At 59.5% G+C, this 16,250-nt stretch carries 12 protein-coding genes; 7 read left to right on the top strand and 5 right to left on the bottom strand.

All coding sequences use genetic code 11. The features are described from left to right. Positions 1-20 precede the first annotated feature (20 nt). The 5 genes from kdgD to PSJE_RS13665 form a co-directional block, all read right to left on the bottom strand. Positions 21-932 carry a 5-dehydro-4-deoxyglucarate dehydratase gene (kdgD, locus tag PSJE_RS13685; RefSeq protein WP_057716441.1) on the bottom strand — a complete coding sequence of 304 codons (912 nt, stop codon included), beginning with the start codon at positions 930-932 and terminating at the stop codon, positions 21-23. 403 nt (positions 933-1,335) lie between these two features. Next, positions 1,336-2,085 carry a FadR/GntR family transcriptional regulator gene (locus PSJE_RS13680; RefSeq protein WP_178081865.1) on the bottom strand — a complete coding sequence of 250 codons (750 nt, stop codon included), beginning with the start codon at positions 2,083-2,085 and terminating at the stop codon, positions 1,336-1,338. A gap of 177 nt (positions 2,086-2,262) precedes the next feature. Continuing rightward, positions 2,263-3,990, bottom strand: coding sequence for an ABC transporter ATP-binding protein/permease (locus PSJE_RS13675; RefSeq protein WP_057716442.1), 1,728 nt, complete (start codon positions 3,988-3,990; stop codon positions 2,263-2,265). 86 nt (positions 3,991-4,076) lie between these two features. Beyond that, positions 4,077-4,637 (bottom strand): response regulator transcription factor, encoded by a 561-nt coding sequence (locus PSJE_RS13670; protein WP_007973041.1) that lies wholly within the window; start codon positions 4,635-4,637, stop codon positions 4,077-4,079. After that, positions 4,630-5,892: an ATP-binding protein gene (locus PSJE_RS13665; RefSeq protein WP_057716443.1), complete on the bottom strand. Its 1,263-nt coding sequence runs from the start codon at positions 5,890-5,892 to the stop codon at positions 4,630-4,632. Before PSJE_RS13665 ends, PSJE_RS13670 begins: the two co-directional genes overlap by 8 nt. Positions 5,893-6,264: 372 nt before the next feature. Between PSJE_RS13665 and PSJE_RS13660 the strand changes: the two genes are divergently transcribed. From PSJE_RS13660 to PSJE_RS13630, 7 genes are all read left to right on the top strand, one after another. Continuing rightward, complete coding sequence (locus PSJE_RS13660) at positions 6,265-6,981, top strand: SIMPL domain-containing protein (RefSeq protein WP_090453064.1); 717 nt, start codon at positions 6,265-6,267, stop codon at positions 6,979-6,981. Positions 6,982-7,427: 446 nt separating this feature from the next. Beyond that, on the top strand, positions 7,428-9,053 hold the full coding sequence (locus PSJE_RS13655; protein ID WP_057716445.1) for an ABC transporter substrate-binding protein: 1,626 nt from the start codon (positions 7,428-7,430) through the stop codon (positions 9,051-9,053). A 303-nt stretch (positions 9,054-9,356) separates the two neighbouring features. Further along, the gene (locus PSJE_RS13650) at positions 9,357-10,958 is read left to right on the top strand and encodes an ABC transporter substrate-binding protein (protein ID WP_057716446.1); all 1,602 of its coding nucleotides are present in this window, start codon (positions 9,357-9,359) and stop codon (positions 10,956-10,958) included. A gap of 174 nt (positions 10,959-11,132) precedes the next feature. After that, positions 11,133-12,566, top strand: coding sequence for an OprD family porin (locus tag PSJE_RS13645; protein WP_057716447.1), 1,434 nt, complete (start codon positions 11,133-11,135; stop codon positions 12,564-12,566). A 78-nt stretch (positions 12,567-12,644) separates the two neighbouring features. After that, positions 12,645-14,240, top strand: a complete 1,596-nt coding sequence (locus PSJE_RS13640) for an ABC transporter substrate-binding protein (RefSeq protein ID WP_090453062.1) — start codon at positions 12,645-12,647, stop codon at positions 14,238-14,240. Between the two features lie 72 nt (positions 14,241-14,312). Continuing rightward, entirely contained in the window at positions 14,313-15,323 is a 1,011-nt protein-coding gene (locus tag PSJE_RS13635; RefSeq protein WP_008051717.1) for an ABC transporter permease subunit, read from the top strand. A gap of 10 nt (positions 15,324-15,333) precedes the next feature. Beyond that, complete coding sequence (locus PSJE_RS13630; protein WP_057716449.1) at positions 15,334-16,245, top strand: ABC transporter permease subunit; 912 nt, start codon at positions 15,334-15,336, stop codon at positions 16,243-16,245. Positions 16,246-16,250: the final 5 nt, after the last annotated feature.

The raw sequence follows: 16,250 nt of genomic DNA, 5'->3' as shown, positions 1-16,250 counted from the left end.
GCCTTACTTGAACGGATGTGTTACTGCGCACCCTGCTTGTCGATCAGCGCGGCGAGCATTTCGTACTCTTCGCCGGTCAGATCGGTCAGCGGTGCACGCACAGGACCTGCGTCGTAGCCGGCAATTTTTGCCCCGGCCTTGACGATGCTTACGGCATAACCGGCTTTGCGGTTACGGATGTCCAGGTACGGCAGGAAGAAGTCGTCGATGATCTTGCCGACGGTGGCGTGATCTTCGCGAGCGATCGCGTGGTAGAAGTCCATCGCGGTTTTCGGAATGAAGTTGAACACCGCCGAGGAGTAGACCGGCACGCCCAGGGCCTTGTAGGCCGCGGCGTAGACTTCGGCGGTCGGCAAGCCACCCAGGTAGCTGAAGCGATCACCGAGGCGGCGACGGATCGACACCATCAACTCGATATCACCCAGGCCATCCTTGTAGCCGATCAGGTTCGGGCAGCGCTCGGCCAGACGTTCCAGCAGCGGCGCGGTCAGGCGGCAGACGTTACGGTTGTAGACCACCACGCCGATGTTGACCGATTTGCACACGGCTTCAACGTGGGCGGCAACGCCGTCCTGGCTGGCTTCGGTCAGGTAGTGCGGCAGCAGCAGCAGACCTTTGGCGCCCAGACGCTCTGCTTCCTGTGCGTATTCGATAGCCTGGCGGGTCGAACCGCCGACACCGGCCAGGATTGGCACGCTGGTGGCGCAAGTGTCGACCGCAGTCTTGATGATTTGCGAATATTCGCTGGCCGCCAGAGAGAAGAACTCACCGGTGCCGCCTGCGGCGAACAGAGCCGAGGCGCCGTATGGGGCCAGCCATTCCAGACGCTTGATGTAACCCGCGCGGTTGAAGTCGCCCTGTGCATTGAAATCGGTAACCGGGAAAGACAGCAGACCGGAAGAGAGGATGGACTTCAGTTCTTGTGGATTCATTATTCGAACACCCTGGATTGCGACGTTGTGTGAGAAAACCGTTCAGCTTGCGCCGAAGTTGTAGGTCATCGTACAACTTAAAATACAACCGTCAACTGCATTTCATCGCTGGGGGTGAAAATTGTTGGACAAGCGGATCAGGAAACCAGCAAATCAGAGGCTCTCCGACCTAAGAGCGCGGAGGAAAAAAGTCGCGACCGTAGGCGTATCAGAGATACGTTGTCAGAAGAGAAGTCAGTAGGAACGAGGCTTTTCTGGTGTGGCTTACGGCCCAATCGCGAGCAAGTTCGCTCCCACAGGGGCTGTGTGTGATCTCAATTCTACGATCGACACAAGACACTGTGGGAGCGAGCTTGCTCGCGATGGCGGCAGATCAGGCGAGGGATTACCGGAGTCAGATTTCTTATCCGCGCTGCGCCTCAGCCTCTTCATGGGCATGACGCAACCGCTCACGGCTGTTGGTCAGGTGCAAACGCATGGCGGCCCGCGCCGCATCGGAATCCTGACGGGCAATGGCGTCGTAGATTTCTTCGTGCTCACGGCTCAGGCGACTCATGTAGTGCTGCTGGTCGTCATGGGCCAGGCGCGCGGAGTTCAGCCGTGTGCGCGGAATGATGCTGGTGCCCAGATGGGTCATGATGTCGGTAAAGTAGCGGTTGCCGGTGGACAGCGCGATTTCGAGGTGGAAGGCGAAGTCCGAAGCCACGGCGTCACTGGCGTGAGCGGCACTTTCATTCAACGCATCGAGGGCGGCGCGCATGTTGGCCAGTTGTTCCGGACTGCGACGTTGCGCCGCCAGCCCGGCAGACTCCACTTCCAGACTGATGCGCAGTTCCAGGATCGCCAGCACATCTCGCAGGGTTACCACAGTCGCCGGGTCGATACGGAAACCGCTCGGGCTCGGCGTGTCGAGCACGAAGGTGCCGATACCGTGGCGGGTTTCCACTTGCCCTGCCGCCTGCAAACGGGAAATCGCCTCGCGCACCACCGTGCGGCTGACACCATGGGCATCCATGATGGCCGACTCGGTGGGCAACTTGTCGCCACGCTTGAGATGGCCGTCGCGGATCTGCTCCGACAGCACCGTCACCAGTTCCTGAGCGAGGCTGCGGCGCTTGCGTGGGAGGCGTGGTACGTCGTTCGGGTTTTCCATGGTGAACATCTGTCTCGAAAAAATCGGCGGCTGAAACCGCATCATAGCGCAACGCGGTTGTACGATCACCACCACCCCTGCTCGCGATGGACTGGCAAGCGCCGCGTGTCTTCAGGAAGCACGCGTTATCGTTAGCCACCATCGCGAGCAAGCTCGCTCCTACAAGGGATTGTGGTGTTATGCAGTCACAGCCTGGTCCACCAGATGGCCATTCTCGATACGAATGTGCCGAGGGTGAAAGCGCTTCAGGCTGCTGCGATGGCCGACGCTGACGATGCTCAGCCCCGGCAATTCGTCGATCAGCGCCTGATAAAGCGTGGCCTCGTCTTCTTCGTCCATCGCCGAGGTGGCCTCATCCATGTACAGCCATTGCGGTGCATAAAGCAGCGCACGGGCGAAGGCCAGGCGCTGCTGCTCACCCGGCGACAACATGCGCTGCCAGTGGTTGGCTTCGTCGAGACGGGCAATCAGGTGCGGCAAGCGGCAGGTTTCCAGCACCTGCGCGTAGCGCTCGTTCGGATAGGTATCGCCGGGCTGTGGATAACTGAGGACATCACGCAGGGTGCCAATCGGCAAATACGGTTTTTGCGGCAGGAACAGGTAGCGCGCCGATGGCAGGCGAATACTGCCGTGGCCGGTCGGCCACAGATGCCCCATCGCCCGCAGCAGGGTCGACTTGCCGCTGCCGGAACGACCGCTGAGCATCACACGCTCGCCCTCCTTCACGGTCATGTCGGCGTTGGTCAGCAGGTGACGACCTTCAGCCAGGTCGAGGCCGAGGTTGTGCACCTTCAGCACCGAGCCCGAATTCTGGACGTCGATGGCCGGCGCACGTTCTTCGTTGTCACGCATGGCCTGGTGGAAGCTCAACAGACGATCGCAGGTGGCGCGCCAGGAAGCGAGGCTCTGGTAGGCACTGATAAACCAGCTGAAACTTTCCTGCACATTGCCGAACGCCGAGCTGATTTGCATCAGTTCGCCCAGTTCGATCTTGCCGGAAAGGTAACGCGGGGCGGCAACCATGAAGGGGAAGATGATCGCGGCCTGGCTGTAACCAGCGGTGAAGAACGTCAGGCGCTTGGACACCTTCATGATGTCCCAGAAGTTATGCCAGACCATCCCGAAGCGGCTGCTCAACCGGCGGTTTTCGTTCGGTTCTCCGTTGTACAACGCGATGCTTTCGGCATTCTCGCGAATTCGCACCATGGAGAAACGCAGGTCAGCTTCGAAGCGTTGTTGCTGGTTGTTCAGGCCGATCAGGCGACGACCGATCAAATGCGTCAACCAGCTGCCGACCACCGCGTAAACCAGCACGCACCAGAACATGTAGCCGGGAATGGTGATGCCGAATACTTCAATACTGCCCGACACACCCCACAGGATGATCGAGAACGACACCAGGCTGACGATATTGCGCAGCAGCCCGATACCCAGCTCAAGGGTGTTGGAAGTGAAGTTGTTGAGGTCTTCGGAAATCCGCTGGTCCGGGTTATCGGTGTAACCGCCCTGCTCCAGCTGGTAGTAGTTTTTGTCACCCAGCCAGCGGGTGAAATGCTTTTCGGTGAGCCATGCCCGCCAGCGGATCGTCAGCATCTGCGTCAGGTACAGCCGATACACCGCGCCGACGATCGCCACCGCAGCAATCCCGCAGAAATACAGGATCAGCCGCCAGAATGCCTCCTCGTCCTTTTGTTGCAGCGCGTTGTAGAAATCCTTGTACCAGGTGTTGAACCACACCGAGATCCCTACGCTGATCAGCGACAGCGCAATCACGGCGATCAGCAGAGTCCAGGCTTTGACCTTCTCTTCACTGCGCCAGTAAGGCGTGATCATCGCCCACACTTTGCGAAAAAACTGCCCGCGCACAGCGTCGTTGACCGCGGAATACTCAGCGTTCTGATTCATGGATAAGGCTCGATAGAAAAAAGTACACACACGAACCGATCATAGATGATCGGTCCGGTTTTTCGCGAGATACGGCCCGCATTCGTTCAGCGGCGAACGGGACGCTTCTGCAGTTTGCGCTGCAGGGTGCGGCGGTGCATGCCCAGGGCACGGGCGGTGGCGGAGATGTTGCCTTCGTGTTCGGTCAGCACGCGCTGGATGTGCTCCCACTGCAGGCGGTCCACGGACATCGGGTTTTCCGGCACCAGGCTGTCGAGGTCGGCGTGCTCGGACAGCAGCGCCGCCAGCACGTCGTCGGCGTCCGCCGGCTTGCACAGGTAGTTGCAGGCACCGCGCTTGATCGCCTCGACGGCAGTGGCAATGCTCGAGTAACCGGTGAGGATCACCACGCGCATTTCCGGGTCCATTTCCAGCAACTTGGGCAGCAGCACCAGGCCGGAATCGCCGTCCATCTTCAGGTCCAGGGCGGCGTAATCCGGCAGATCGGCCTTGGCCAGCTCCAGGCCTTCCTCGGCGGAACCGGCAGTGCTGACGCGAAAACCGCGGCGAGCCATGGCGCGGGCCATGACGCGGGTGAATGTGGCGTCGTCATCGACCAGCAACAAATGCGGCAGTTCTTCGCCTTCGACTTGGATCTCTTCACTCATGTTCGTCTCCTCGGGCGACACGGGGCAGGCGCAGCTCGGTGAGCGTGCCACCTTCCTCATGACTGTAGAGTTTCACTGAGCCGCCAGCGCGTGTCACGCTGGCCTTGCTCAAAAACAGGCCCAGGCCGAAGCCTTTGCCCTTGGTGGTAAAAAACGGCTTGCCGATTTGCTCGGCGATGGCCAGCGGCACACCGGCGCCATGGTCACGAATGCTGATGGTGAGGTTTTCCCAATCCCAGTCCAGCGTCACTTGCAGCCCTTCGGGGCAGGCATCGGCAGCGTTGTTCAACAGATTCAGCAAAGCCTGGGTCAGGTCCGGCGGCGGCGCCATCCGGGGGACCGGGCCCTGGCCGAGGCGCTGGAAGCGATAACTGGCTTCCGGACGCATCAGGTGCCAGCGATTGAGGGCTTCATCAAGCCAATCGGTGACGTCCTGCATCTCCACCGCCAACCGGCGATTGGCCTCGGCGGCGCGTACCAGATGCTGCAAGGTCTCTTTACACAACTTGACCTGATCCTGCAGCACGCTCAGGTCGTCCTGCAACATCGGATCATGATGATCCTGGCGCATTTCCTTGAGTAGCACACTCATGGTCGCCAACGGCGTGCCCAGTTCATGGGCCGCACCGGCGGCCTGGGTGGCGACGGCCAGCAGTTGCTGATCGCGCAGGCCTTCTTCGCGGCGAATGGCGCGCAACTCTTCCTGACGACGCAGCTCTTCGGCCATGCGCGCGGCGAAAAACGTGATCACCGCTGCAGCGAGGGCGAAGCTCAGCCACATTCCGTACACCTGCAGGTTTTCCCGGGCGATCGGGAAGGTTTGCAGCGGGTAGAACTGCGCCAGCAACAGCGTGTACATCGTCAGCGCGATACCCGACAGGATCACCGAGTAACGCCACGGCAAGGTCACGGCGGCAATGGTCAGCGGCACCAGGTAATAGGAGACGAAGGGGTTGGTCGAGCCACCGGAGAAATACAGCAATGCGCTGTGGATAAACAGATCGCAGGCCAGTTGCACGGCGTATTCGAGCTCGGTCACCGGCCACGAGGTACGCAGGCGAATGGCCGTGAACACGCACAGCAGCATTGAACATGCGAGCGTCGCCGCCAATTGAAACCAGGGCAGCGGCAGCAATTCGAGCCAGTAGGCCAGGCCAACGGAACCGGCCTGGGCGGCCAGCACCAACGTGCGGATGAACGTCAGCCGCCAGAGGTTCTGGCGAGTGGCGGAAGTGATTTGAACGGGGGCGAGCATGAGCTCTCCTGATGAGCGCTCCAGGCGGATCGCAGGGAGTATAACCAAGCGAGGGGGCTGACAGGCAAAAGTGCGGCAAACGGCCACAGTGCTACCCATAATTTCGCGGGCGATGACAACTGTGGCGAGGGGGCTTGCCCCCGTTCGGCTGCGAAGCAGTCGCAAATAGGTCGATTCGGTCTAACTGTCATAACGCGGTGCAGGTTTTGGGACTGCTGCGCAGTCCAACGGGGGCAAGCCCCCTCGCCACAGGGCCACCTGAGTTCCATCTGTATAGAAGTTGTAACTGTGCGAACCGGAGCTTAAAAGCTAGAGTCTGATGGTTTCACGCAGGTCCGGACCATACCCCTGCGCACCTTTCAAGGAGCCTTCATGCACACATTCCGCCGCAGCGCCGCCCTCCTCGCCCTGAGCGTTGGCACCGTCGCCAGCCTCCCGGCCCTGGCCGCCGACGAGCTTCATTACAACCAGATTTCCCTGCGCGCCGAAGTCAGTCAGGAAGTGGCCCGCGACCTGATGATCGTGACCCTCTACACCGAAGAACAGAACACCGACCCGGCCAAACTCGCCGCCGATGTCAGCACCACCATGAACAAGGCGCTGGCCAAGGCCAAGCAAGTCAAGGACATCACTCTGCGCCAGGGCAGCCGCAACAGCTACCCGATCTATGACACCAAGGGCCAGAAAATCACCGGCTGGCGCGAGCGCGCCGAATTGCGCCTGGAAAGCCCGGACTTCGCTGCGCTGTCGAAGCTGACCGGCGAACTGCTCACCGACCTGAAAATGGGCGGCATGGACTTCGCCATCGCCACCCCGACCCGCAAGGCCAGCGAAGATGCCCTACTCAAGGACGCCGTGACCGCCTTCAAGGCCCGCGCCCAACTGGCCACCGACGCCCTTGGCGGCAAGAGCTACAAAATCGTCAACCTGAACCTCAACAGCAACGGTTATCCACAGCCTTACATGCGCGCGCCGATGATGATGAAAGCCGCCGCCATGGACAGCGCACCGGTGACGCCGGATGTCGAGGCCGGCACCAGCCAGGTCAGCATGACAGCCGATGGCTCGATTGAAGTGCTGATGCCTTGAATCGGTAGCCCGTAAACAAAAACGGCGATCATGAAAATGATCGCCGTTTTTTTTGGCAGTTTTCAGGCATGAGCTATAACTGGATAGGTCCCCCGAGAAAAGCCGTCGATTGGCCACTATCGGTACAACAATAACCACTCTTATTCACGCCATGCCCACCCCACAATTCGGGGTATGAATAAGTAACACCCCCGCCCCACGCGGGAGCAACCCGAGTCAAGAGCGCACTGTAAAAGTGCGTCATTTGCACCATAAAAACGCCGCGCAAACGGTCAAATGCGTCAGGAATTATACAAATGCGACATTAAGGTACGTTCGTGCCACCGTTTAAGGCTTGTAGTCACTCTGGATCTTGCATTGGGTATGGCCCCTGCATAAGTATCCGCAGGCACGACTCACGAGGTCGTCCTCTAATTCCAAAAATGACAACAAATCATGAGGCCACCATGCTTAAACACGCGGTCATTCCGTTCTTAGTTGGCGCAAGCTTGTTAGCCAGCGCACCGTTCGCCCAAGCAGCGACTAACCTGGTGTTCTGCTCCGAAGGGAGCCCGGCCGGTTTCGATCCAGGTCAATACACCACCGGAACCGACTTCGACGCCTCTGCAGAAACCATGTTCAACCGCCTCACCCAGTTCGAACGTGGCGGCACCGCCGTGGTTCCTGGGCTGGCGACCAAGTGGGACGTTTCCGATGACGGCCTGACCTACACCTTCCACCTGCGTGAAGGCGTCAAGTTCCACACTACCCCGTATTTCAAACCGACTCGTGAGTTCAACGCCGACGACGTGCTGTTCACCTTTAATCGCATGATTAACAAGGATGATCCGTTCCGCAAAGCGTACCCGACCGAATTCCCGTACTTCACCGACATGGGGATGGATACCAACATCACCAAGATCGATAAAGTCGACGACCACACGGTCAAGTTCACCCTCAAGGACGTTGATGCCGCGTTCATCCAGAACATGGCCATGAGCTTCGCCTCGATCCAGTCCGCCGAGTACGCTGCCCAGCTGCTCAAGGAAGGCAAGGCCGCCGACATCAACCAGAAGCCGGTCGGCACCGGCCCGTTCGTGTTCAAGAGCTACCAGAAAGACTCCAACATCCGCTACACAGGGAACAAGGACTACTGGAAGCCTGACGACGTGAAGATCGACAACCTGATCTTCGCCATTACCACCGACCCGTCGGTACGCATCCAGAAGCTGAAGAAGAACGAGTGCCAGGTCACCCTGTTCCCTCGTCCGGCCGACCTGAAGGCGCTCAAGGAAGACAAGTCCTTGAAGATGCCTGAGCAGGCCGGGTTCAACCTGGGCTACATCGCCTACAACGTGATGGACAAGATCAAGGGCGACGACAAGCCAAACCCGATGTCGCAGTTGAAAGTGCGCCAGGCCATGGACATGGCCGTCAACAAGCAGCAGATCATCGACTCCGTGTACCAGGGCGCCGGCCAACTGGCGGTCAACGCCATGCCGCCGACCCAGTGGTCCTATGACACCACCATCAAGGACGCCAAGTACGATCCCGAGAAAGCCAAGGAGCTGCTCAAGGAAGCCGGCGTCAAGGAAGGTACCGAAATCGTCCTGTGGGCGATGCCGGTTCAGCGTCCGTACAACCCGAACGCCAAGCTGATGGCAGAAATGCTGCAGTCCGACTGGGCCAAGATCGGCCTCAAGGTCAAGATCCAGAGCTACGAGTGGGGCGAGTACATCAAGCGCTCCAAGGGCGGTGAGAACGGCGCGATGCTGATTGGCTGGAGCGGCGACAACGGTGACCCGGACAACTGGCTGAACGTGCTGTTCGGCTGCGACTCGCTGGAAGGCAACAACTTCTCCAAATGGTGCGACAAGAAGTTTGACGACATCGTCAAGCAAGCCAAGCGCACTTCGGACCAAGGCAAACGCACCGAACTGTACAAACAGGCGCAACACGTCCTCAAGGATGCTGTGCCTATGACACCTATCGCTCACTCGACGGTGTTCCAACCCATGCGCGCCAACGTGCAGGACTTCAAGATCAGCCCATTTGGCTTGAACTCCTTCTACGGCGTCAGCGTCAGCAAATAAGGTTTTGCAACGGCGACGTTCCTGACGTCGCCGTTGCTTTATCTTCCGAGAAAGCAGGAATTCGCCTACATCCTAGTCCGCAGCTGACTACAGCATCGGGCGAGGACGCGTTGCCATTTCCTACGAGTCTTTAGGACTCTACGCATTTACTGCCGGACCCGTGGCTCATACCGTCGGGATCTGACCAGTGCACGCGTGGGTCATCGGTTAATGCTGCGCGCATGGCTTGAAATCAGTGATGCCTCTACGTCCGCGGACGGGACGGCGACTCATTGAAAACACTTTGAGAGAGAAGGGAGCGTTATGCGCCATACCTTGGTTTTATCCGCATTGCTGGGCACCGGCCTGTTGGCCGCCACTTCCATCAGCCAGGCCGCCAACAACAGCCTGGTGTTCTGCTCCGAAGGCAGCCCCGCCGGTTTCGACACGGCGCAGTACACCACTGCGACCGACAACGACGCCGCCGAGCCGCTGTACAACCGGTTGGCTGAGTTCGAAAAAGGCGCGACCAACGTCGTACCGGGCCTGGCCACGAGCTGGGATATTTCCGAGGACGGCCTCAAATACACGTTTCACCTGCGCGAAGGGGTGAAGTTTCATACCACCAAATACTTCACGCCGACCCGAGACTTCAATGCCGATGACGTGCTGTTCACCTTCAATCGCATGCTCGACCCGCAGCAACCTTTCCGTAAGGCTTATCCGACAGAGTTTCCGTACTTCAACGGCATGAGCCTGAACAAGAACATCGCCAAGGTCGAAAAGACCGGGCCACTGACCGTGGTCTTTACGCTCAATAGCGTGGACGCCGCGTTCATCCAGAACATCGCCATGAGCTTCGCCGCCATCCTTTCGGCCGAATACGCCGACAAACTGCTGGCCGAAGGCAAGCCGAGCGACATCAACCAGAAGCCGATCGGCACCGGGCCGTTCGTGTTCAAGAGCTACCAGAAAGACTCGAACATCCGTTACACCGGCAACAAGCATTACTGGGCCCCTGACCGGGTCAAGCTCGATAACCTGATTTTCGCCATCAACACCGACGCCTCGGTGCGCGTGCAGAAACTCAAGGCCGGCGAGTGCCAGATCACCCTGCACCCGCGCCCTGCCGATGTGCCCGCACTGAAGAACGACACGGCCCTGCAACTGATCGAGAAGCCCGGTTTCAACCTCGGTTACATCGCCTACAACGTGCGCCACAAACCATTCGACCAGCTTGAAGTACGCCAGGCGCTGGACATGGCGGTGAACAAGCAAGGCATTCTCAATGCCGTCTACCAGGGCGCGGGGCAACTGGCGGTCAACGCCATGCCGCCGACCCAATGGTCCTACGACGAGACTATCAAGGACGCCGCCTACAACCCGGAAAAAGCCAAGGAATTGCTCAAGGCTGCCGGCGTCAAGGAAGGCACCGAAATCACCCTCTGGGCCATGCCGGTCCAGCGTCCGTACAACCCCAACGCCAAGTTGATGGCCGAGATGCTCCAGGCTGACTGGGCGAAGATCGGCCTCAAGGTCAAGATCGTCAGTTATGAGTGGGGCGAGTACATCAAGCGCACCAAGAATGGCGAACACGACATCAGCCTGATCGGCTGGACCGGCGACAACGGTGACCCGGACAACTGGCTGGGCACGCTCTACAGTTGTGACGCCATTGGCGGCAACAACTACTCGATGTGGTGTGATCCGGCTTACGACAAGCTGATCAAACAGGCCAAGGTCGTCACCGACCGCGACCAGCGCACCCTGCTCTACAAACAGGCGCAGCAATTGCTCAAGCAGCAAGTGCCGATGACGCCAGTCGCCCACTCGACGGTCAACCAGCCGCTGAGCGCCAAAATCGAAGGGTTCAAGGTGAGCCCGTTCGGTCGCAATGTTTTCTCGGGTGTCAGCATAGAAAAATAACCGATTAGCCAGAAATGCCGGAGGGCGGATGTTCCGCCCTCACGCAGACGCTTTGCCGTCTTTTGCCAATTTGGCTGACAGCAAACGTTTGCGATGCCGTGAATGAGTTCTAAACCAATAGCCGGATCACAAAAAAAGACCGGCATAAAAAAAAGAAAGTAAGGAGCTTTACCCATGAAACTGAGCAGCACCGCGTTATTGGCCATGGCCATCAGCAGCGTAACCGCCACGGCTTACGCAGAAACCCAAAGCCAGGCTTTCACCCCGGTTACCGTGAACGAGAAAAGCGCCCAAAGCGAAGCCACCGGCTTTATCGAAGGCCAGTCGATCACCGGCACCACGCGCAACTGGTACGCCAACGAACAACTGCAACGCGGCGCAAAGTTCGCCTACAAGAAAGACGGCGTTTCGACCCCGACCGATCGCCGGATCAACTGGGTCCAGGGCACCATCCTCAAGTACAACTCGGGCTTCACCGAAGGCACCGTTGGCTTCAGCACTGAGGTGGCGGCGTACAACGCCATCGCACTGGACCAGGACCGCAAAGACCTGGCGTCCAACAACGGCGGCGCACCGGGCACTCGTCCAGGCGCGGGCAACAACCGTACCCTGACCAAAGAGGGCGGCGACGCTCAAGGCCAGTGGAGCAAACTGGGCCTGGCCAACGTCAAGGCTCGTGTCTCCAACAGCACCCTGACCGCCGGCCGCATGAACTTCAGCAGCCCGATGGTCGACGTGATCGGTAACCGTGCACTGCCTTCGAGCTTCCAGGGCGTGGCCCTCCACAGCGAAGAGCTGAACAACCTGGCCTTCGACCTGGCCACCTTCGACCGCAACTCACCGCGTACCGAAGAAAGCCAGCGCAAATTCCGCACCGAATACGCAAACGGCATCGTCGAAACCGACCACGTCTACACCGGCGGTATCACCTACAACCCGTTCGCCAGCCTGACCACCAGTCTCTGGGCGACCCAGGCTGAAGATATCTGGAACCAGTACTACTTCGGCGCCTCTCACGTACTGGGCGACAGCCAGGTACTGAGCCTGACCACCGGCCTGAACTACTACAAAACCAAGGAAACCGGTAAAGCCCTGATCGGCGACATCGACAACGACACCTACTCGCTGTCGTTCGGACTGACCCACCAGGCCCACACCCTGACCTTCTCGTACCAGGAAGTGAACGGTAACGAGTACTTCGACTACCTGCACGAAACCAACGGCATCTACCTGGCCAACTCCCTGTTGTCGGACTTCAACGGCCCGAACGAAAAATCGTTCCAGGTTGCCTACGGTCTGAACATGGCCGAATACGGCGTACCAGGCCTGAAGTTCAACATCTACCAGGCTCGCGGCTGGGGTATCGACGGCACTCACTACACCGGCAACGGCGGCGTGGCAGGCAAGGGTTACGACGGCATCCAGTCCCAGGATGGCGAACACCATTATGAATACGGCATCGGCGCGACCTACGCCGTGCAGAGCGGCCCGCTCAAGGCCACCACGATTCGCGGCACCTACACCGCTCACCGTGCCAGCGAAAACCAGGCTGACGGCAGCATCAACGAGTTCCGCCTCGTAACCACGGTTCCGTTCAACATCCTGTAATGCCCGTGCCGAACGGCTGATTCAGTGACGAATCGGCCGTTCGGCTTTTGTCCTTTAACTGATTGCAGAGGGTTCTTGATGAAAATGCTTCCCCTACGTGCGGCCATCGCGGCCGCGTTGCTCAGTGTCGCTGTCGGTGTTTCGGCCAAGCCCCTGGTGGTTTGCACGGAAGCCAGCCCCGAAGGCTTCGACATGGTCCAGTACACGACTGCAGTCACCGCCGATGCCGTGGCCGAAACCATCTTCAATCGCCTGGCAGACTTCAAGCCCGGCACCACCGACGTGATTCCGGCACTGGCCGACTCCTGGGACATCAGCGAAGACGGCCTGACCTACACGTTCCATCTGCGTAAAGGCGTCAAGTTCCACACCACCGAATACTTCAAGCCGACCCGCGACATGAATGCCGACGACGTGGTCTGGAGCTTCCAGCGTCAGCTGGACCCGAATCATCCGTGGCACAAGCTGTCGAGCGTGGGCTTCCCGTACTTTGAAAGCATGGGCTTCAAGGAACTGCTCAAGAGCGTCGAGAAAGTCGACGACAACACGGTCAAGTTCACCCTGACCCGTCGCGAAGCACCGTTTCTGGCCGACATCGCCATGGCGTTCTCCTCGATCTACTCCGCCGAGTACGCCGACCTGTTGCTCAAAGCGAACAAGACCGGCGACCTGAACAACAAGCCGATCGGCACTGGCCCGTTCGTCTTCCAGCGCTACAACAAGGACGCCCAGGTCCGCTTCAAGGCCAACCCGGACTACTTCCGTGGCAAACCGCCAGCCGATGCGTTGATCCTGGCCATCGCCACCGACAACAACGTGCGCCTGCAGAAGCTCAAGGCCAACGAGTGCCAGGTCGCGCTCTATCCAAAGCCGGATGACATTCCGAGCATCAAGAAAGACGACAAGCTGAAAGTCGATGAACTGAACGCGATGACCGTTTCCTACATCGCCATGAACACCACGCACAAATACATGAGTGATGTGCGGGTGCGCAAAGCCATCGACATCGCCTTCGACAAAGAGGCATACGTCAATGCGTTGTTCGGCAAGGGCAATGCGACCGCCGCGGTCAACCCGTACCCGGACACCCTGCTGGGCTACAACCACAGCCTGAAAAACCCGGCCCGTGATCTGGACAAGGCTCGCACCCTGCTCAAGGAAGCCGGCGTACCGGAAGGCACCACCTTCACCCTGTTCACCCGCAACGGTGGCGGTCCGACCAACCCGAACCCGATGCTCGGCGCGCAGATGATGCAAGCCGACCTGGCCAAGGTCGGGATCAAGATCGACATCCGCGTGATGGAATGGGGCGAAATGCTCAAACGCGCCAAAAACGGCGAGCACGACATGGTTTCCGCCGGATGGGCGGGTGATAACGGCGACCCGGATAACTTCCTGACGCCTATGCTCAGTTGTGAAGCGGCCAAGAACGGAGAAAACTACGCACGCTGGTGCAATGACAAGTTCCAGGCGCTGCTCGACCAGGCCCGGGAAAAAACCGATCCGGCCGAACGCGCAGCGCTCTACGAACAGGCCCAGGTTATTTTCAACCAGGACCAGCCGTGGATCAGCATGGCGCACACTAGAATGTTTACCGCAATGCGCAACAACGTAGAGGGCTATCACATTAGCCCCCTCACCACGAATAACTTCGCCACCACCCAGGTGAAGTAATAAGAAAACTCCCGGCATTCCTGACCCAGGCATGCCGGGCACGCCTAACCGGCTGATGAGGTACAACACACGATGTTTAGTTTTATTGCCCGCCGACTGGGGTTACTGATCCCCACGTTCTTCGGCATCACCTTGCTGACTTTCGCGTTGATTCGCATGATCCCGGGCGACCCCGTAGAAGTCATGATGGGAGAACGTAGGGTCGACCCCGAAATGCACGCTCAGGCAATGGAACGCCTAGGTCTGAACAAACCCCTGTATGCCCAGTACCTGGATTACATCGGCAAGCTGGCCCACGGCGATCTCGGGGAATCCCTGCGTACCCGTGAAAGCGTGTGGAGCGAATTCACCTCCCTGTTCCCCGCGACCCTGGAACTGTCCATGGCCGCCCTGTTGTTCGCCGGCATCCTGGGCCTTCTGGCCGGGGTGATCGCGGCACTCAAGCGAGGATCTTTGTTCGACCATGGAGTGATGGGTGTCTCCCTGGCGGGATACTCGATGCCGATCTTCTGGTGGGGCCTGATCCTGATCATGTTCTTCTCGGTAAGTCTGGGCTGGACCCCGGTATCCGGGCGGATCGACCTGCTGTATGACATCGAGCCACGCACCGGCTTCATGCTGATCGATACGCTGCTGGCCGACGAGCCGGACGCATTCTTCGACGCCCTGCACCACCTGATCCTGCCGGCCATTGTGCTCGGCACCATTCCGCTGGCAGTGATCGCGCGGATGACCCGTTCGTCGATGCTCGAAGTGCTGCGTGAAGACTACATCCGCACCGCCAAGGCCAAAGGCCTGTCGCCGGCACGCGTGGTGTTCGTACACGGCCTGCGCAACGCGCTGATCCCGGTACTCACCGTGGTCGGCCTGCAAGTCGGCACCCTGCTGGCCGGTGCGGTCCTGACCGAAACCATCTTCTCGTGGCCCGGCATCGGCAAATGGCTGATCGAAGCCATTGGCGCCCGGGATTATCCCGTCGTGCAAAACGGCATCCTGTTAATCGCCTGCCTGGTGATTGTGGTCAACTTCGTAGTGGACATCCTCTACGGCTTTGCCAACCCACGCATCCGTCATCAGCGCTGAGATCATGACCATGACCACTCCAATTCCATCGGTAGCAGTCGATCAAAGCCTGCTGTACCCGTCTCCGTACAAAGAATTCTGGCAAGCGTTTTCCAAGAACAAAGGTGCCGTCGCCGGCCTGATGTTCATGCTGCTGGTGATTTTCTGCGCCATCTTCGCCCCGTGGGTTGCCCCTCACGACCCGAGCGAGCAATACCGTGATTTCCTGCTGACCCCGCCGGCCTGGCTGGAAGGTGGACAGATGCAGTTCCTGCTCGGCACCGATGAACTGGGTCGCGACCTGCTGTCGCGCCTGATCCAGGGCTCGCGCCTGTCGTTGCTGATCGGTTTGTCGTCGGTTGTCATGTCGCTGATCCCGGGGATCCTGCTGGGTCTGTTCGCCGGGTTCTTCCCGCGCATACTTGGCCCGAGCATCATGCGTCTGATGGACATCATGCTGGCCCTGCCGTCCCTGCTGCTGGCCGTGGCGATCGTCGCCATCCTCGGCCCTGGCCTGATCAATACCGTGATCGCCATCGCCGTGGTGTCCCTGCCGTCCTACGTTCGTCTGACCCGCGCTGCGGTGATGGGCGAACTGAACCGCGACTACGTGACCGCCGCGCGCCTGGCCGGTGCCGGTCTGCCGCGCCTGATGTTCGTCACCGTGCTGCCTAATTGCATGGCGCCGCTGATCGTTCAGGCCACCCTGAGCTTCTCCTCGGCGATCCTCGATGCCGCCGCACTGGGCTTCCTCGGCCTTGGCGTACAACCGCCAACCCCTGAGTGGGGCACCATGCTGGCTTCGGCCCGCGACTACATCGAACGCGCCTGGTGGGTAGTGAGCCTGCCTGGTCTGACCATTTTGCTCAGCGTGCTGGCAATCAACCTGATGGGCGACGGCCTGCGCGATGCGCTGGACCCGAAACTCAAGAACGCCGCCTGAGGAGA

This window comes from Pseudomonas jessenii, from assembly GCF_002236115.1.
GTDB lineage: Bacteria > Pseudomonadota > Gammaproteobacteria > Pseudomonadales > Pseudomonadaceae > Aquipseudomonas > Aquipseudomonas jessenii.
This window is presented reverse-complemented; position numbering and strand designations above follow the sequence as displayed.